Annotated in this window: 14 protein-coding genes and 1 pseudogene; 5 read left to right on the forward strand and 10 right to left on the reverse strand. The window is 72.8% G+C overall.

Going from position 1 to position 17,124, the window contains the following annotated elements; all coding sequences use genetic code 11:
- Positions 1 to 113: 113 nt before the first annotated feature.
- The 3 genes from ACFZA0_RS09655 to ACFZA0_RS09665 all read right to left on the reverse strand — a co-directional run bounded on the left by ACFZA0_RS09655 (position 114) and on the right by ACFZA0_RS09665 (position 3,696).
- A complete protein-coding gene (locus ACFZA0_RS09655; RefSeq protein ID WP_391013704.1) occupies positions 114 to 1,181 on the reverse strand; it encodes an SRPBCC domain-containing protein in 1,068 nt (355 codons plus the stop codon).
- Between the two features lie 172 nt (positions 1,182 to 1,353).
- Positions 1,354 to 3,000: a polyamine aminopropyltransferase gene (locus ACFZA0_RS09660; protein ID WP_391013705.1), complete on the reverse strand. Its 1,647-nt coding sequence runs from the start codon at positions 2,998 to 3,000 to the stop codon at positions 1,354 to 1,356.
- A gap of 171 nt (positions 3,001 to 3,171) precedes the next feature.
- Positions 3,172 to 3,696, reverse strand: coding sequence for a DUF2617 family protein (locus ACFZA0_RS09665; protein WP_391013707.1), 525 nt, complete (start codon positions 3,694 to 3,696; stop codon positions 3,172 to 3,174).
- A 1,019-nt stretch (positions 3,697 to 4,715) separates the two neighbouring features.
- Between ACFZA0_RS09665 and ACFZA0_RS09670 the strand changes: the two genes are divergently transcribed.
- On the forward strand, positions 4,716 to 4,982 hold the full coding sequence (locus ACFZA0_RS09670) for a hypothetical protein (protein ID WP_391013709.1): 267 nt from the start codon (positions 4,716 to 4,718) through the stop codon (positions 4,980 to 4,982).
- Positions 4,983 to 5,063: 81 nt separating this feature from the next.
- The gene (locus tag ACFZA0_RS09675) at positions 5,064 to 6,233 is read left to right on the forward strand and encodes a pyridoxal phosphate-dependent aminotransferase (RefSeq protein WP_391013711.1); all 1,170 of its coding nucleotides are present in this window, start codon (positions 5,064 to 5,066) and stop codon (positions 6,231 to 6,233) included.
- 24 nt (positions 6,234 to 6,257) lie between these two features.
- Here the strand turns inward: ACFZA0_RS09675 and ACFZA0_RS09680 are convergent, their stop codons facing one another.
- Positions 6,258 to 6,608: a hypothetical protein gene (locus ACFZA0_RS09680; protein WP_391013713.1), complete on the reverse strand. Its 351-nt coding sequence runs from the start codon at positions 6,606 to 6,608 to the stop codon at positions 6,258 to 6,260.
- A complete protein-coding gene (locus tag ACFZA0_RS09685) occupies positions 6,605 to 7,090 on the reverse strand; it encodes a prevent-host-death family protein (RefSeq protein ID WP_391013715.1) in 486 nt (161 codons plus the stop codon). Before ACFZA0_RS09685 ends, ACFZA0_RS09680 begins: the two co-directional genes overlap by 4 nt.
- Positions 7,091 to 7,385: 295 nt before the next feature.
- Between ACFZA0_RS09685 and ACFZA0_RS09690 the strand changes: the two genes are divergently transcribed.
- Complete coding sequence (locus ACFZA0_RS09690) at positions 7,386 to 8,576, forward strand: hypothetical protein (protein ID WP_391013717.1); 1,191 nt, start codon at positions 7,386 to 7,388, stop codon at positions 8,574 to 8,576.
- A 23-nt stretch (positions 8,577 to 8,599) separates the two neighbouring features.
- Here ACFZA0_RS09690 and ACFZA0_RS09695 read toward each other — a convergent pair whose 3' ends face one another.
- The 3 genes and pseudogenes from ACFZA0_RS09695 to clpB form a co-directional block, all read right to left on the reverse strand.
- On the reverse strand, positions 8,600 to 9,136 hold the full coding sequence (locus ACFZA0_RS09695) for a YbjN domain-containing protein (RefSeq protein ID WP_391013718.1): 537 nt from the start codon (positions 9,134 to 9,136) through the stop codon (positions 8,600 to 8,602).
- Positions 9,137 to 9,349: 213 nt separating this feature from the next.
- Positions 9,350 to 10,441 carry a chitinase gene (locus ACFZA0_RS09700; RefSeq protein WP_391013720.1) on the reverse strand — a complete coding sequence of 364 codons (1,092 nt, stop codon included), beginning with the start codon at positions 10,439 to 10,441 and terminating at the stop codon, positions 9,350 to 9,352.
- A 363-nt stretch (positions 10,442 to 10,804) separates the two neighbouring features.
- Positions 10,805 to 13,384 (reverse strand): annotated as a pseudogene (gene clpB, locus ACFZA0_RS09705) (ATP-dependent chaperone ClpB); the annotation flags it as partial.
- A 189-nt stretch (positions 13,385 to 13,573) separates the two neighbouring features.
- On the opposite strand from clpB, the gene ACFZA0_RS09710 reads away from it, so the two are divergent.
- Entirely contained in the window at positions 13,574 to 14,056 is a 483-nt protein-coding gene (locus tag ACFZA0_RS09710; protein WP_391013722.1) for a TIGR03618 family F420-dependent PPOX class oxidoreductase, read from the forward strand.
- Positions 14,057 to 14,330: 274 nt separating this feature from the next.
- On the opposite strand, the gene ACFZA0_RS09715 is transcribed toward ACFZA0_RS09710, so the two are convergent.
- Positions 14,331 to 14,672, reverse strand: coding sequence for a hypothetical protein (locus ACFZA0_RS09715; protein ID WP_391013724.1), 342 nt, complete (start codon positions 14,670 to 14,672; stop codon positions 14,331 to 14,333).
- 368 nt (positions 14,673 to 15,040) lie between these two features.
- Between ACFZA0_RS09715 and ACFZA0_RS09720 the strand changes: the two genes are divergently transcribed.
- Entirely contained in the window at positions 15,041 to 15,985 is a 945-nt protein-coding gene (locus ACFZA0_RS09720) for a helix-turn-helix transcriptional regulator (protein ID WP_391013725.1), read from the forward strand.
- Between the two features lie 27 nt (positions 15,986 to 16,012).
- Here the strand turns inward: ACFZA0_RS09720 and ACFZA0_RS09725 are convergent, their stop codons facing one another.
- Positions 16,013 to 17,059 carry a LuxR C-terminal-related transcriptional regulator gene (locus ACFZA0_RS09725; protein WP_391013727.1) on the reverse strand — a complete coding sequence of 349 codons (1,047 nt, stop codon included), beginning with the start codon at positions 17,057 to 17,059 and terminating at the stop codon, positions 16,013 to 16,015.
- Between the last annotated feature and the right edge of the window lie 65 nt (positions 17,060 to 17,124).

A 17,124-nucleotide genomic window follows, 5' to 3' on the forward strand; every position in this document is an offset into this window, starting at 1 on the left:
GGGACCGCGCGGGCCCCGGGCGGGGGTGCGGCTTCCGGGCCCGAGGCCGGGTGCGCGGGTGCGCGGGGCCGGCCCCCGCGCACGGGTACGCCGCGCCCCGCACCGGGACCGTGTCACTGCCGTCGGCGCAGTGCCCGTCCCACGACGATCGCGGACGCCAGGGCCAGCGCGGCCGCCGGGGCGGCCCACCGCAGGGTGGCGTTGGCGGCGGCGGACTGCGGTGCGGGCACGGGCGCGTACCGGCCGCGCGGCGGGGCGTGGTCGACCTCCTCCGCGCTGCGGCCGATCATCGTGCGGCGCGCGTGGGCGGCCTCCGCGACGGGCTCGCCCGGACCGCCCCGGGGGGCCGACGCGGGGACGCCGATCTCGCCGGGGTCGTCGTCGACGGCGTCCTCGTCGTCCTCGCTGTCGGCGTCGTCCGCGCTGTCGGCGTCGTCCGCGCTGTCCGTGTCGCCGCCCCGGACGGGCACGTCGGCGTCGGCATCCAGGGAGGGGGGCGGCACCTCCGTGTCGAAGATCGAGGTGTGGACCTCGGGCAGGTCGGAGAAGTCGTCGTCCGCCGCCGCGGGCGCCCCGGCCCCGGTGTCGGTGCCGGCCTCGGCGGTGTCGCCCTGCTCGGCGTCGGTGCCGTCGGCGTCGGCCGCCTCCGCGTCGTCCGCCGCGTTGGCGATGTCGGCGGCGGCCTCGGGGGCGTCGGACCCCTCGCCCACCTCCGGGTCGGCGGCGGGTTCCGGGGTGCCCGGCTCGTCGCGGGGCTCCACGGCCACCGCCGCCAGGTTCTCCGCGAAACGGTTCAGCAGACGGGTCGCCGCCGTGACGACGGTCGTGGCCGGCAGGTCCGCCACCCGACCGTCGGCCGTCGCGGTGCCCTCGAAGGCGAGGGTGGTGCCCGCGTCGGTGGCGCGCAGCCGCAGGGTGAGCGCGAAGACCGCCTTGCCGGTGCCGCGGGTCTCGGCGCCGTCGCCCTCGACGGTGTAGCCGCCGTCGGGGCGGACGGCCACCCGTGCCGTGCCGCGGTAGGTGACGGAGGTGCCGCCGAAGCGGACCTTGAGCCGCCCCGAGAGCGGCGCTCCGCCCGCGTCCTGCTGGAGCCCGGGAACCGCGCGGGCGACCCGCGCGGGCTCGGCCAGCGCCTCGCGCAGCCGCTCCGCCGGAACCGGGACGTACACCTCATGCTCCATGTCAGCCGAGCCTACCCAGCACACCGGGAACCGCACCCGGCTCCCACCGGATTCGTACATGGTCCGCACCGCGCGCGTACGCCCCCGCCGCCCTTCCCGGCACGCGCGGCACCGCCCCGCGCGCACTGCTCCGGACGGGCACGCCGCCGCGCACCGCCGCGGGGCGGACGGCTCAGTACCGCGGATGTACGAGTGTCGAGGCGGGCAGCCCGCGGATCCGCATCCGGACGGCCGCGCGCCGGTCCGCGCGCAGCGACCGGGGGTCCAGGGTCCGCAGCGGCGGCCGGCCGCGCCCGAGACGCAGTGGCGGCGGGTGCCGGCCGGGAGCGGCGAGGAAGAACCCCCAGTCCTGCGGGGCGCGCGCGGAACGCGCCGTCCGGTCGGGCCCCTCGGCGAACCCGGGGTCGCGGCCGGCCACCCGGTAGGGCACCGCGCGCAGACCGGCGGCCCGCAGGGTGGATCCGACCGTCCAGAACGCGCGGCGCCGCGAGCTGACGGGCCCCGCGTGCACGACGAGCCGCCCGCCGGGGGCGAGCACCCGCCGGGCCAGGCCGTAGAACTCCTGCGAGTAGAGCTTGGTGCTCGCGGTGATGCCGGGGTCGGGCAGGTCGGAGATCACCACGTCGTACGCGGCGGACGGCGCCCCGCGCAGCCGGGCGAAGGCGTCTTCGGTGGTGACGTGCAGGCGCGGGTCGGCGTACACGTGGCCGTTGAGCCGGGACAGCGCCGGGTCGTCGCGGGCCAGCCGCACGACGTCGGGGTCGAGTTCGACGACGTCGACGCGCCGTACGCCGGGGGTGCGCAGGACCTCGCGGGCGGCGAGGCCGTCACCGCCGCCGAGGATCAGGACGCGGGCGTGCGGGCCGCTCATCGCGGGGTGCACCAGTGCCTCGTGGTAGCGGCGTTCGTCCCGTCCGCCGACCCGCAGCCGGCCGTCGAGGTAGAGGTCGAGGGGGCGGCCCCGGGTGCCGCCGGTCAGCACGATCTCCTGCACGTCGGTCTGCACGGCGACCCGTACGCCCGGCCCGTACACGGCCTGGCGGGCGGCCCGTTCGAAGTCGTCGGCGAGGACGGCCGCGGAGGCGAGCAGGCCGATCACGAGCACGTTGACGGCGAGCAGCAGCCGCCGTCCGCGCGGTGTCAGGTCGCGGCGGAACAGGCCGAGGACGAGGGCGCCGCCGGCGAACGCGTTGACCGTGCCGGTGACCAGCGCGCCGGTCAGCTGGCCGAGCCAGGGCAGTAGGAGGAAGGGGAACGCGAGGCCGCCGACGAGGGCGCCGACGTAGTCCGCGGCGAACAGGTCGGCGACCGCGCCGCCCGCGTCCTGGCGGCGGATGCGCTGGATCAGCTCCATGAGCAGCGGCACCTCGGCGCCGATGAGGAGGCCGATGGCCAGCGAGAAGGCGACGAGCAGGCAGCGCGGCCCGTTCACCCACAGCCCGCCCCAGCCGCCGGTCCAGGCGAACACCGCGTACAGCGCCATGGCGCTGCATCCGCCGACGAGCGCGAGGGCTGCCTCGACGGCGGCGAACCCGGCGGCGGCCCTGCCCCGCAGCCCCTTCGCGGCGAGCGAGCCGATGCCCATCGCGAAGACCATGACGGACAGCACGACGGATGCCTGCGTGACCGTGTCACCGATCAAGTAGGAGGCGAGGGCGACGAGTTCGAGCTCGTAGACGAGCCCGCAGGCCGCGCAGACGAAGACGCACGCGAGGACGAGGAACCTGCCGGTGCGCGGCCGGACGGGCAGCCACGCCCGGTCCCGGCCGCCCCAGGACGGCGGGACGCCGGGCGGGGCAGGGGCGTGCGGTTCGATCACGTAGCGACGTTACGTCACGGGGAGTGCACGCTTCGTCACCCACACGTGTGGAACTGGGGGCGGGGCGTCAACGGGCGTTTGCGCGCCGGTGTTTGACGAAGCGGCGGACGGACACGACCGGCCACCCCCAACTGGCGTTTACGGTACGGAGGTTGCCGTGGCGGACGATCCTCAGTGCGAGGCCGCGGCCGGGATCCGGGCCCCCACCTTGGTACGGGTGGCCACCAACTGACCGTCCTGCGGGTACGCGTGCCACGTGCGCCAGAGCACCTGGCCCTCGTGCCACTGGGCGAGCAGCGCGGTGAAGGCGTGCGGACTGCCGGGGAAGACGCCCGCCAGGCCGTTGGGATGGTCGGCCACGAGGGCGAGCAACTCCTGGGCACGGCCGGCGAACGAGCCGGGCGAGAGGAGTTCCACCCGGGCGGCGAACTCGTACTCCCAGTCACCCACCCGCTTGGAGACTCCCAGCGGGAGGGGGGTGCGGGAGCCGGGGATGCAGGCGACGGTCTCCGAGCAGGTGCCGCCGTCCTCTTCCAGGATGACCTGGTGGGAGGCACCCAGCAGCCTCAACTGCACTTTCGCCCTTGCCAGTTCGAGGTCGAGGGTCGCCAGCGCGGGCAGGGGCTCGCGCCCGAGTGTCCAGGCCAGGTCGGCCGCACGCGTGTCGGTGTAGGCGGTGTTCAGGGTCGTGAGCATGGGTCGGCTCCGCAAGCACGCGAAAGGGGGGAGGAGAGGTGTGGATCCGGCGCACCCCGGTCGACTCCGGGAGTTCGGCCCGGACGGCCCGGTCGGGAGCCCCGCCGGGTTCGGGGAGCTGGCGACTGCGGGACTTCCGGGGGCGGTGGCTGGCGAGGGGCTGCTTCGGCGATTTAGAGGGAATCATGAACTGTGGCGCCGCCACAGCGTTTTTACCCAATTTCGCGCCGTTTCCATCCCTCAGAGGGCCCCACAGCTCAACTGTTCAAACGAAGCCCCGCGGCGGACAGACGTACGGCGGCTTTGCGGGTACCCCCGATCTCCGCCGGCACGCCTGCCCGCCCTCTCCCGCGGCGTCAGCCGCTCAACTCCCGCCCCCGCACGAGGATCCGCCCCCGCCGCACGACGAACCGCCGCCGCAGGACGAGCCGCCGCCGCACGAGGAGTGGCCGCCGCCGCCACCGCAGGAGTGCCCGCCGTGATGGCCGCCGTGGTGCCCGCCGCCGGAGGAGGATCCGCTGTCGCCGGTCCACCAGCTGTTGTCGCTTCCCGAGGCGCCGGCCCCGTAGGCCCCCGAGGACCAGCCGGAACGCCGGGACCGCCCGGACCGGCCCCTGCCGCGCGACACGGCCAGGGACACCAGCCAGACCACGAAGAAGATCCCCACCACCGTCAGAACGAAGCCCGGAAACATGGCGTCACCCTCCCTTTCGATTCCCCCGGGGCGGCCGGTCGTGACCACCCCTTCTCGACGAGTGACCCGAGTGGAACGGGGATGCCCGGAGCCGACGCGCGCCAAAGCGGAGTTGAGGAACTTCAGAGACTTCCGCCGGGCGGCGGGGCAGCCCGGGGCCGGGGGCAGGGGCGGGCGGCACATCGTCCAGAAAGCGTAGTTCCGGCCGTTTCCCCGGCCGCCGGTCCCGCGCTGACTACCGTGGAACGGCCAGGGGGAGGCACACCATGACGGACAGACACGTGCTCGGCGGCAGGGTTCACGGCATCACGACCCGGGCGGCCTCGTGAGCGGGGGCGACCCGTGGTGGGGCGCGAGCGGCTCGCAGCGGCCCCCCGACCCGGACTCCGACCGGTGGAACCAGGTGTCCCGCCCGCGTACCCGCCGCTCCGACTCGGGCTCCGACGAGAGCTGCTGCTCCTGCTTCTCGTGCGGGGGCTGCCTGTTCATCGTCGTGATGCTCGGCATCATGGCCGTGTCCTCGGCGCAGGTGCCGCACATCCCGTTGCTCAGCGACCTCTACGCGTGGCTCGACGGGCTCCGGGGATCCTGATCACCCTGTGCCGATCCCGGGTGTGATGGGTCAGGATGGTCTCCGCAGACTCGACGGGTACCGAGTGGGAACGGTGGAGACATGGACGCCAGGCCGCTGCTGAACCGCAGGCTGGACGGGCTCGGGACGACGATCTTCGCGGAGATGTCGGCCCTCGCGACCGCGACGGGCGCGATCAACCTCGGGCAGGGCTTCCCGGACACCGACGGCCCGGAGGCGGTCCGCGAGGCAGCCGTCCGCGCGCTGCGCGAGGGCAGGGGCAACCAGTACCCGCCCGGCCCCGGCGTCCCCGAGCTGCGCGCCGCGATCAGCGAACACCAGCGCCGCTTCTACGAGTTGACCGTCGACCCGGACACGGAGGTCCTGGTCACCGCGGGCGCCACCGAGGCGATCGCCGCGGCCATGCTCGCGCTTCTGGAGCCCGGCGACGAGGTGATCGCCTTCGAGCCGTTCTACGACTCCTACGCCGCCTGCGTCGCCATGGCCGGCGCGACGCGCGTCCCGCTCACCCTGCGCGCCCCGTCCTTCCGCCCTGACCTCGACGAACTCCGCTCCAAGATCACCCCGCGCACCCGCCTGCTCCTCCTCAACACCCCGCACAACCCGACCGGCACGGTCCTCACCCGCGACGAACTGGGCGCGATCGCCGCGCTCGCCGTGGAGCACGACCTGCTGGTCGTCACCGACGAGGTCTACGAACACCTGACCTTCGACGGCACCGCGCACGTCCCGATCGCCGCGTTCCCCGGCATGCGCGAGCGCACGGTCTCCATCTCCTCCGCCGGCAAGACGTTCTCGTTCACGGGGTGGAAGGTCGGCTGGGTCACGGCGAGCGCCCCGCTCGTCACCGCCGTCAGGACGGCCAAGCAGTACCTGACCTACGTCAGCGCGGGCCCGTTCCAGTACGCCGTGGCCGAGGCGCTGCGCCTGCCGGACTCCTTCTTCGACGGCCTCCGCGCCGACCTGCGGAGCAAGCGCGACCTGCTGGCCGACGGCCTCACCGCGGCCGGCTTCGAGGTCTACCTGCCGCAGGGCACGTACTTCGTCACCACGGACGTCGCCCCCTTCGGCGAGAAGGACGCCTACGCCTTCTGCCGCGCCCTGCCCGAGCGTTGCGGCGTCGTCGCGGTCCCCAACTCGGTGTTCTACGACGACCCGGAGGCGGGGCGCAGCCAGGTGCGGTTCACGTTCTGCAAACGGAAGGGCGTGCTGGAAGAGGCGACGACCCGCCTCAAGCGACTGGCGGTCTGACAGGGCACGAAAGGCGCCGCCGGTTCACTCGGTGTCCTTGGGGTGCCGCGGCGAGGCGTACACGAGGATCACCGTGGAAGTCTCCGCGCTGACCAGGTAGCGCACCCGCCCGCCGCTGGTGACCTCGTACTCCCACTGCTCCAGGTCGGAGCCTTTCCAGACCTTGGTGGCGTGCCTGCCGCGCAACTGGTGCTGGCGATTCCAGTTGGACCGGGTCAGGGGGTCACTGCGGAGAGCGTCCAGGCAGCGATGCGCGCTCGGCAGGGCCACGCGGCACAGCTCCTCCCAGCCCGTCACCGCCTCCGTGGTCCCGAAGACGACGTTCCACCCGCTGAGGGGCGGAACGCTGACTCGATCCCCCTTCTTCGGGCTCACCCACGCACCTCGACCTGGCCGAGGTCATCGCCGTCGAGCGGACGGAGTGATTCCCTGAGCTGCTCGGGATCGGCGTTGATGCGAGCCGTGGCGCGCCAAGAGACGATCGCCCGGTGCACGGCCTCTCCCGCCCCCAGTTCGGCGGCGTCCGACAGTGCTTCAAGAAGCTCGACGGTGAAGGCCCGGACCTCTTCCGCGTCCAAGTGCCGCGCCCAGGGAAACACCTCGGGCAGGGCGAGGAGGAGCGCCCTGGCACCGTCGTCCTGCTTCATCAGGGCGAGGAAGAGCCGCGACGCGGTCGTCAGGTTCTCCTCCACGCCCTCCGCACGCACGGCCGTGGTCAAAACCATGTCCGGCGCGTCCCGATGCGTGACCCGAAGCCGCCCCAGGGCAGCAGCCCTGGCCGCGACACCCTTGGGATTGCGGGAGAGGTCGGTGAAGGAGACGGATTCCGTTTCTGCTTCCAGGCGCGCGGTAGACATAATCAGAGTTTACTCAGACCACGATCTGAGTACAAGGCCGGGCAGTCCGGGCAGCCCGCAGCCGGTACGCCGGCACCCCTGGGTCCTGGCCGACAGTCCGTACTGACCGCCGAGCGAGGCCTCAACCCCCTTGTCCAGCACGGCCGTTGAGGCCGCATCCACGCACCGCCACCGGCGGCCCTACGCGCCCCCGCCCCGCCCCGTCACGCCGACACGCCGGGTCCCTCGCATCCGTACCCGCACGGACGCTCATCGTTCGCGTCCGGGGCGGCGGACCTGCACTGTGCGGGGTGTGATGCATGCCTCCACCCTCGTTCCCAACGCCGCCGCGGAGTCCGGCGTCGTCAGCCGGGCCCGGTCGCGGCTCTCCCCCTTCGCGGCGGTCGGCGGTGCTCTCGGGCTGTTCGCGGCGGTGCGGCTGGCCGGTGCCGCCGTGCTCGCCATGGCCGCCTGGGCCCTCGGGCGGGAGCCGCTCGCCGTGCTCGGGCGGTCCTGGGACTCCATGTGGTACCTCGGGATCGCCGCGCACGGATACGGCCGTACGGAGCATTTCCGGCCCGGCGTCGTCCACAGCGACCTGGCGTTCTTCCCGCTGTACCCGGCGCTCGTGCGGACCGTCGCCGCGATCACCCCGCTCGGCGACGACGCCGCGGGACTCGCGGTGTCCTGGCTCGCCGCCTGTGCCGCCGCGTGCGGCATCTACGCGATCGGCGCCCACCTGCACGGCCGCGCCGTCGGCACCGCCCTGGTCGTGCTGTGGGGCCTGCTGCCGCACTCCGTGGTGCTGTCGATGGCGTACACGGAACCGGTGCTCACCGCCTTCGCCGCCTGGTCGCTGTACGCGGTGCTGCGCGGGCGGTGGGTGTGGGCCGGGTCGCTGGCCGCGCTCGCCGGACTGTCGCGGCCCAACGGGTTCGCCGTCGCCGCTGCGGTGATCGTCGCGGCGGCCTGGGAGGCGTGGCGTCGGCGCGGCCGGGTTTCCCACAGGCTGTGGACGGGCGCCGCGCTCGCGCCGCTCGGCTGGACCGCGTACGTGCTGTGGGTGGGCCGGCGCACCGGCGACCTGTTCGGCGGCTACTTCCGCGTGCAGGACCTGTGGGGCTCGCGCTTCGACCTCGGGCAGGGCGCGCTGGGCTTCGTGCGGCACCTGCTGCTCCAGGGCGACCGGTTCGTGTTCCCGATGGTCCTGGTCATCGTGGCGGCAGGCGTCGTGCTGTACGCGCTGCTGGTCGCCGACCGCGCCCCGCTGCCGCTCGTGGTCTACAGCGGCGTGCTGCTGCTCGTGGTGCTGGGCGGCTCGGGGTTCTTCGGGTCCAAGCCGCGGTTCCTGCTGCCCGCGTTCCCGCTGCTGCTGCCGCTCGCGCGGGCGCTGGTGCGGACGGCGAGAGCCCGGCCCTGGCACGCGACCGTGGTGGTCGCGGCCCTGGCCGGGCTCTCGTTCGCGTACGGCGCCTACGTGGTGCTGGTCGCCCGCACACCGCTGTAGGGCGCCGTCATGAGCGCCTTCGCCTACTCGTCGTCGTCCTGCGGCTTGTCCGCGTCGTCGATGTCCTGCTCCAGGCCGAGGTGGTCGACGAGCCACTTGTCGAACTCGATGGCGGCCCGCACCCAGCTCACCGTCGACGACACGAAGTGCTCCAGGCTGACGCCGGTGCCGATGAGCATCTGCGCCTCACCGATGAGGCGGACCGTGCCGTCGTCGTGGGTGTGGCTGTAGACCTTGGGCCACAGGGTGCGGCGGTTCCAGTCGTCGATGGCCTCCAGGAGCTGCGGCTTGGCCTCGATCTGGTGCGGGCGGTCGTAGAACGTGCGCACCGAGAAGACCTGCTGCTCGTCCTCACCGCGGAACATGAAGTACGTACGGAACTGCTCCCACGGAGCCGCCAGGTCACCCTCGTCGTCGACGACATACTTCAGCTCCATCTGTTCGAGGAGCTGCTTCACGAGGTCCTGATCCGGAACGACGGGGCCTGCCGGGCCACCTTCGGGCTGCGGCTCGGGCTGCTGGCCCCCGAAGTTCGGAATCGAGGACGGGTCGATGGTCACCGTGAATTTCCCTTCGTACGGATCTGCCCATCCTCCCTATGCCGGACCGGTAGTGGCAAGCCAGGGCCGATGATCGGAGAGCCGGAACGGACGGGAGGCGCCGGGCGGCCCCGGCGGGACGCGCCGCGGCCCCGGCTCGCGCGGAGCCGGGGCCGTGACATGACCGGGCGGGGAGGGCCCGGGGGTCGTGCGGGCGGGCCGGGGGCCGTGCCGTCAGTGGCGGCCCGGACCGGAGTCGCGGCCGCCGGAGGTGAAGTGCTCCAGGATGTGGCTGGCGGCCCACTCGGGCTGGTCGATGCCCGAGCAGGTGCCGGCGCCCTTGGTGCCGGGGCAGCCGCCGTTGTCCCGCTGGAGGGCCCAGACGGAGACCTCGGCGAGGCCGTGCCGCGACGCCCAGGTCTCGAAGGTGCGCACGTCGGCGAGGGTGGTGGTCTCCTCGGGGCCGTAGTCGTCGATGCCGGGCATCAGGGTGATGCCGATCGAGCCCCACAGCTCGCGGGAGGACCGGTTCGGCAGCAGCGCGTGGAGCTGGTCGTAGACGCCGCTCGCGGCGGTCTCGGCCGCGGTGCCCATCTCGTGGGTGGCGCCGTCCCAGTAGTCGAAGGCCATGGCGTTGACCACGTCGATACGGGCGTGCTGGCGCACCGCGTCCTGGAGCAGCGCGACGCCGGTCGCGCCGAGCCCGGTCGTGGTGGTGGGCAGGGTGTAGACGAACTCGGCCTGCCTGCCGGTGCGCCGGGCCCACGCCTGGACCTCGGCGACCGCCTGGTTGCGGCGGGTGACGGCGGCCGTGTCGTTGAGCGAGTCGGCCTCGACGTCCAGGTCGATGCGGCCGGTGCGGTACGTGGTGAGGACGTCCTCGAAGACCTTGGCGATGGCGTGCACGTCGGTGCAGCTGTCGGCGATGTCGGTGCCGGTGGTGTCCGCGCCGTAGCCCCCGAAGGACGGGATGACCTGGCCCCCGCCGCGCTGGATCGTGGCGGCTGCCCTGCGGTAGGCGGGCGAGCCGATCGGGGTGGTGGTGTCGTTGTTCCAGTAGGCGGTGCACGATCCCGGCGCGTCGGTGCCGAGGAAGGCGAGCGTCTCGTAGTGGACGCCGGACGCCTTGGCGAGCGCGGCCGGGTCGTCGCCGTTGTACGCCTCGAAGTACGGGGAGTAGACGTGGGCGGGCACGGGGTTGACGTGCTCGGCCGCCGCGGCCGTTCCCGCGCCGCCCGCGAGCAGCCCCGCGGAGGCGGCGACGGTGGCGGCGAGGCTGGTGAGAAGGGCGGGCAGTCGTCTGGAGGGGCTGGACGATCGGCGCATGCGTGCTCCCGGGCGGAGGAAAACGGCAGGTGAACGCGTCCGGGATGGCGATGGGGGCGCGCCCGGGACAGCGGTGATCGGTACCTCGGTGGGACGCACCCATATTTGGACTAGACCATTTGCGGTGTCAAGGACTCCGAGGGTTGTGGGTTTCCCAAAAGCCTTGCGGGGCCTGCCTGTTGGAGATGGCCGACGGCGGGCCCCGGACAGCCCGAGGGCCCGTCACCTCGCAGGTGACGGGCCCTCGGGGAGGGGCGCGGAAGCGGGCGGGGCGGCCCCGCCCCCGCCTCAGAGCGTCTTGCCCGTGTCCGCGGGAGCCGCCGGCTCCGCGGGCGATTCCACGGGGGCCGCCGCGTCCTTCGCCGCCGCGCCCACGATCAGGTCGTCGCCGAAGACGTCCACCCGCACCGTGTCGCCGTCCTTGACCTCGCCGGACAGGATCTCCCGGGCGAGCCGGTCCCCGATCGCCGTCTGCACCAGGCGGCGCAGCGGACGGGCGCCGTAGGCCGGGTCGTTGCCCTCGCGGGCCAGCCACGCCAGCGCCTCGTCGCTGATCTCCAGGGTGAGCCTGCGCTCGGCGAGCCGCTTGGCCAGACGGTCGGTCTGGAGCCGGGCGATACGGCTCAGCTCGCCCTCGTCGAGCGCCGAGAAGACCACCAGGTCGTCCAGCCGGTTGAGGAACTCCGGCTTGAAGGACGCCCGTACGACGTCGAGCACCTGCGCCTTCTTCTCGTCCGGGCCGGTCAGCGGGTCCGTGAGGAACTGGCTGCCCAGGTTGGAGGTGAGGACCAGGATGGTGTTGCGGAAGTCGACCGTGCGGCCCTGGCCGTCGGTGAGACGGCCGTCGTCCAGCACCTGGAGCAGGACGTCGAAGACCTCCGGGTGCGCCTTCTCCACCTCGTCGAGCAGCACGACGCTGTACGGCCGGCGGCGGACCGCCTCGGTGAGCTGGCCGCCCTCCTCGTAGCCGACGTACCCGGGCGGGGCGCCGACCAGCCGGGCGACGCTGTGCTTCTCGCCGTACTCCGACATGTCGATGCGGATCATCGCCCGCTCGTCGTCGAAGAGGAAGTCGGCCAGTGCCTTGGCCAGTTCGGTCTTGCCGACACCGGTCGGACCGAGGAAGAGGAACGAACCGGTGGGCCGGTCCGGGTCGGCGATGCCGGCCCGGGTGCGGCGCACCGCGTCGGACACCGCGCGCACGGCTTCCTGCTGGCCGATCAGGCGGCGGCCCAACTCCTCCTCCATGCGCAGGAGTTTCTGGGTCTCGCCCTCCAGCAGGCGACCGGCCGGGATGCCGGTCCAGGCGCCCACCACGTCCGCGATGTCGTCGGGTCCGACCTCCTCCTTGACCATCGTGTCGCTCGCGGCGGCCATCTCGTCCTGCGAGGCGGCCTCCAGGTCGCGCTCCAGGTCCGGGATCTCGCCGTACAGCAGCTTGGACGCGGTGTCGAAGTCCCCGTCGCGCTGGGCCCGTTCGGCCTGGCCGCGCAGTTCGTCGAGCTTCTCCTTCAGCTCGCCGACCCGGTTCAGGGACTGCTTCTCCTTCTCCCAGCGGGCGTTGAGGCCGCGCAGCTCCTCCTCGCGGTCGGCGAGGTCGCGGCGCAGCTTCTCCAGGCGCTCGCGGGAGGCCGCGTCGGTCTCCTTGCTCAGCGCCAGCTCCTCCATGCGCAACCGGTCGACGCCGCGCTGGAGTTCGTCGATCTCGACGGGCGAGGAGTCGATCTCCATGCGCAGCCGGGAGGCCGCCTCGTCGACGAGGTCGATGGCCTTGTCGGGCAGGAAGCGGGAGGTGATGTAGCGGTCGGACAGGGTCGCGGCGGCGACCAGCGCGCTGTCCGCGATCTGCACCTTGTGGTGCGCCTCGTAGCGCCCCTTGAGGCCGCGCAGGATCGCGACGGTGTCCTCGACGGTCGGCTCGGCGACCAGCACCTGCTGGAAGCGCCGCTCCAGCGCCGGGTCCTTCTCGATGCGCTCGCGGTACTCGTCGAGGGTGGTGGCGCCCACCATCCGCAGCTCGCCGCGGGCCAGCATGGGCTTGAGCATGTTGCCCGCGTCCATCGAGGAGTCGCCGCCGGCGCCCGCGCCCACAACGGTGTGCAGCTCGTCGATGAACGTGATGACCTGCCCGTCGGACTCCTTGATCTCGGCGAGGACGGTCTTCAGCCGCTCCTCGAACTCGCCGCGGTACTTGGCGCCCGCGACCATCGCGCCGAGGTCGAGCGAGACGAGCCGCTTGTTCTTCAGCGACTCCGGGACGTCGCCCTTGACGATGCGCTGGGCCAGGCCCTCCACGACGGCGGTCTTGCCGACGCCGGGCTCGCCGATGAGGACGGGGTTGTTCTTGGTGCGCCGGGAGAGCACCTGCACGACGCGCCGGATCTCGTGGTCGCGGCCGATGACGGGGTCGAGCTTGCCCTCGCGCGCCGCCTCGGTGAAGTCGGTGCCGAACTTCTCCAGCGCCTTGTACTGACCCTCCGGGTCGGGTGTGGTCACCCGTCGTCCTCCCCTTGCCTCGGTGAAGGCCTCCTGCAACCGCTTCGCACCGGCCCCCTGCCGGGAGAGTACGTCGCCGGCCGGACCGCCCTTGGCGGCGATGCCGATCAGCAGGTGCTCGGTGGACAGGTACTCGTCGCCGAGGTCCCGGGCACGGTCCGCCGCGTCGGCGATGACCGCGAGGAGATCGCGGTTGGGCTGGGGCGGCGCGACGGTGGAGCCGGTGACGCTGGGCAGGGAGGCGAGCACCCGCTCGGCGCCGGTGCGCACGGCCGGGGCGTCGGCCTCGACGGCGGCCAGCAGGTCGGTGATGTTCTCGTTGTCCTGGCCCTCAAGCAGCGCGAGGAGCAGGTGGGCGGGGGTCAGGTCCGGGTGGCCCCCGGTCACGGCCCGGTTGGTGGCCGCGCTCAGCGCGTCCCGGCTCCTGTTGGTCAGCTCGGCATCCACTTTCGCGTACTCCTCCTTGCGTCGATCGGCTCTCGTGCCCTGTCCGCCGCGTCACCCGCAGCTGACTCGGTCAACGTGCACAAAGTTGAGTCTATTCCACTCAACGTCGTGCCGGGAGCCTGTTCCCGCACGCGTTCGCCGACAGCGAGCACCCGGTACCGCTCCGGCCCGAAGCGCTAGATTCCGGACATGAACACCGCGCACCGCACGAACACCGCGGACACCCCGAGTACCGCGAATGCGGCGAGTCTCCCGGACCCGGACACCGCCACCGGCGCCGAGAACGCCCCCGACGCCCTCTACCTGGCCTTCTGGCGGGAGCGCCACCTGTGCACGCTGACCACGCACCGCGCGGACGGCAGCCCGCACGTCGTGCCGGTCGGGGTCACGTACGACGCGGCGGCGGGGCTCGCCCGGGTGATCACCAACGGGGCGAGCGCGAAGGCACGGCACGTCCTGGCCGCGGGCGAGGCGGGCGCCCGGGTGGCGGTGTGCCAGGTGGACGGCCGGCGCTGGGCGACCCTGGAGGGGCGCGCCCGGGTGCGCACCGACGCGGAGCGCGTCGCGGAGGCGGAGCGGCGCTACACCGAGCGGTACACGCGCGTCCCGTCCCCGAACCCGGACCGCGTGGTGATCGAGATCGAGGTGACCCGGCGGCTCGGACACGGCTGAGAACCCGCCCGTACGGGGCGAAGCGCGCCGCGTGGGGCGGACAGGGACGAGCGGGGGTGGAGTGCCCGTCGATTTTCAGCCGTCTCCGGAACGGGCCGCTCACCGGATTCCGGACACCCGCGCGGTGGCCCGCCGCGCTGGGCGGACACGCGGCCCCCGGGGCGCACGTCCGGCGCCGGCGGCGGACAACACAGCGGCGTCACCGTGTTCAGGTCACGGTGACGCCGCTGTTGGGGGAGCGCCTGGGCGATCTTGTTACTTCGGGGGAATCGCGTCAGGCGCTGCGGGGGGTGGCTGTGATGGTTCGTACGTCCGCGGCCGTGGGCCCCGGGTCGGCCAGGCGGTGGTCCCGCTGGTCGAGGTTCACAAAGATCATTCCGTACCGGACGGCGCACCGGACGGGCTGTGGGGCGCCCCTGGGCCGTCGCAGACACCGGTACGCCCGGACGTCCTCGTCCTCGTCCCTGGTGACGACGACCGGTTCGCCGAACACGGTCACCATCAGGGAGTCACCGTTGTGGGGGAGAGCGGTGACCAGGTCGATGAAGTGCCAGCCGGACCGGTAGGCCGTCGCCATCTCACGGCGGAAGGACCGGTCGTCCGGGGGGGTGGCCACGTCAGCTCCCCGAGACGGCGTCCGTAGGCGCCACGGGCCAGCTCGTGTCACTCGCCGTCTTCACACTCTTGACGATCCCCGGCCAACTGGTATCAGCTCGAACTCCGGTCTTCTCACCGGAGATCCCGCTGATCGCCCCCAACGCCAGCGCGGCGGAGAAAGCGGCTACCAGCACCGAGCGGAGCAATCTCTTACCCATAGTCGGCTTCGTCCTCACTTGAAGGTCCCCTCTCCCCCGTCGACTAAGACGATGGCTTATTCGGACACGCCGTGACCACATAATCGATGCATCATGTTCCTGCACGTTCAGGGTCCTGGGGGGTGGAGATTTGACAACGAATCGGGCTAAAGACGTACATCCCCATGCGATGACCGAGATGTGCGGCGACGGGAGCCGCCTCTACGCGCTCGCGCTGCGGGCCGGAGGGGTGCCCCGCTCGGCGGCCGAACCCGCCCCCTGCCTCATGGAATTCGCCCTGCTCCAGCCGGACCCCGACGATCCGGAACTGCTGCGGCCGGTGCCGGCGCCGGTCGCGCTGGCCCGCCAACTCAACCCCATAGAGCGGGAGATCACCGAACGCAGGCGGCTGTCCGTCGAACTGGCCCAGGCGCTGGAGCCGTTCATGGCGCTCAGCACCCAGCCGGCGTCCTCCACCGACTCGATCACCGTGCTGGAGGGCGGCGAACGCATCAACGCCGCCCTCAACCTGGCCACCACCCAGTGCCGCACCGAGGTGCTCACCGTGCAGCCCAGCGACCGGTACTCGGAACGCAGCCTGCTGCGCGGCCTGGAGCGCGACCGCCCGCTGACCGAACGCGGCGTGCGCATCCGCACCCTGTACCAGCACACCGCCCGCTACAACCAGGAGAAGCTGGCCTACGTGGGCCAGCTCGCCAACGGCAAGGTCGAGTACCGCACCATCGACGAACTCGTCGAACGGCTCATCATCTGCGACGAGACGGTGGCCTTCATCCCCACCCGCGACGACCAGCAGGTGGCCCTGGAGCTGCGGCAGCCCGGCCTGATCCGCTATCTGATCAAGGTCTTCGAGTTCATGTGGAACCGCGCGGTCCCGCTCACCGCCGGCGCCCCCTACGAGACCGCGCCCGACGGCATCACCAACATCCAGCACTCGATCGCCAAGCTCCTCGTGGAGGGCCACGTCGACGAGGCGATAGCGCGCCGCCTGGGCATGAACGTGCGCACGTGCCGCGCCCACATCGCCAAGCTCGCGACGGCCCTGGGCAGCGGCAGCAGGGCCCAACTCGGCTTCCTGATCGCGCAGTCGGGCATCCTGGGCAACGACCTGTAGCCTCCCGGACCGGCCGGCCCGGCCGGCTCACCGGGCCGTCGGGGACTCCCGGTCCGGGACCCGCACCGGGGTCTCCGGCTCCGTCCCCGCGGTGCCGCGGCGGCCGTCGAGGCCCACCTGGGCGATGCGCACGCCGAGTTGGGTACGGCTGGCGGCGCCCAGCGTCTCCGAGAGGCGGGCGATGTGGGCGCGGCAGGTGCGCACGCTGATGCCGAGGCGTTCGGCGATCACGGCGTCCTGGTGGCCCTCGGCGAGCAGCGCGGCGATGGACTGCTCGCGGTGCGAGATGCCCTCGATGCCGGTGTCGGGCAGCGGCGCGGTCAGTGGGATCGCGAGGCGCCACAGCCGGTCGAAGACCGTGCAGAGGTACTCCACGAGGCCGGGGTGGCGCAGTTCGAGGGCCATGGTGCGGTCGGCGTTCGCGGGGATGAAGGCCACCGTGCGGTCGAACAGGATCAGCCGGTCGATGACCTCGTCGAGGGTGCGGGCCTCGACCGTGTCGCCCATCAGCTCCAGGTAGTTGAGCAGCCCCTGGCCGTGCCGGGCGACGTGCGTGTACAGGTCCCGCATCCGCACGCCCCGCCCCCGCAGGGCGAGCGCCCGGTGCAGCCCCTCGGACAGCTCGTCCTCGCGCCGGATGCCGCCGGGCTGCACGGTCAGCACCTCGGTGGTGCAGGCCTGCGTCGCGGCGTCCATGGCGGCCTGGATGCGGGCGAGCCCGTCCAGGACGCGGATCGCGGAACCCTCGGCACTCACGGCGGCCTCGGGACGGCCGAGCCCGGCGTACCACTCGAAGGCACTGACCGCGGAACCCAGCCGCTGACGGCTCTCGCTGACCTCGGCGTGGACCTCGCGCAGCAGCCGGGTCATGACCTCCTGCGGGGAGGTCGGCACCAGCCAGCCCATGTCGTCGGGGTCGGGGTGCAGCAGCGCGAGTTCCACCAGGCAGGGCACCGGCTCGGCGTCCCCGCGCAGCACTCGGCCCCGCCGCACGGCTCGGGAATACACACGATCCCCGGCCTCGCAGAGCCGGTCAGCACCGTGTGGATGCTCGTCCGTCCCGTGCCCGGCCATGGCCCATTCCACCCCCGGTTCCCGCCTCATCCGCAGCGCCACTATGCGCGGACCGAACGGGCTCC

This window comes from Streptomyces sp. NPDC008150 (assembly GCF_042956945.1).
GTDB lineage: Bacteria > Actinomycetota > Actinomycetes > Streptomycetales > Streptomycetaceae > Streptomyces.

Bases quoted from the DNA above. Each gene is read 5' to 3' on its own strand.
- ACFZA0_RS09675 (WP_391013711.1), top strand. From the start codon at position 5,064: ATGGACGCCAGGCCGCTGCTGAACCGCAGGCTGGACGGGCTCGGGACG.
- ACFZA0_RS09710 (WP_391013722.1), top strand. From the start codon at position 13,574: ATGAACACCGCGCACCGCACGAACACCGCGGACACCCCGAGTACCGCG.
- ACFZA0_RS09700 (WP_391013720.1), bottom strand. From the start codon at position 10,441: ATGCGCCGATCGTCCAGCCCCTCCAGACGACTGCCCGCCCTTCTCACC.
- ACFZA0_RS09690 (WP_391013717.1), top strand. From the start codon at position 7,386: ATGCATGCCTCCACCCTCGTTCCCAACGCCGCCGCGGAGTCCGGCGTC.
- ACFZA0_RS09720 (WP_391013725.1), top strand. From the start codon at position 15,041: ATGACCGAGATGTGCGGCGACGGGAGCCGCCTCTACGCGCTCGCGCTG.
- ACFZA0_RS09665 (WP_391013707.1), bottom strand. From the start codon at position 3,696: ATGCTCACGACCCTGAACACCGCCTACACCGACACGCGTGCGGCCGAC.
- ACFZA0_RS09725 (WP_391013727.1), bottom strand. From the start codon at position 17,059: ATGGCCGGGCACGGGACGGACGAGCATCCACACGGTGCTGACCGGCTC.
- ACFZA0_RS09655 (WP_391013704.1), bottom strand. From the start codon at position 1,181: ATGGAGCATGAGGTGTACGTCCCGGTTCCGGCGGAGCGGCTGCGCGAG.
- ACFZA0_RS09685 (WP_391013715.1), bottom strand. From the start codon at position 7,090: ATGTCTACCGCGCGCCTGGAAGCAGAAACGGAATCCGTCTCCTTCACC.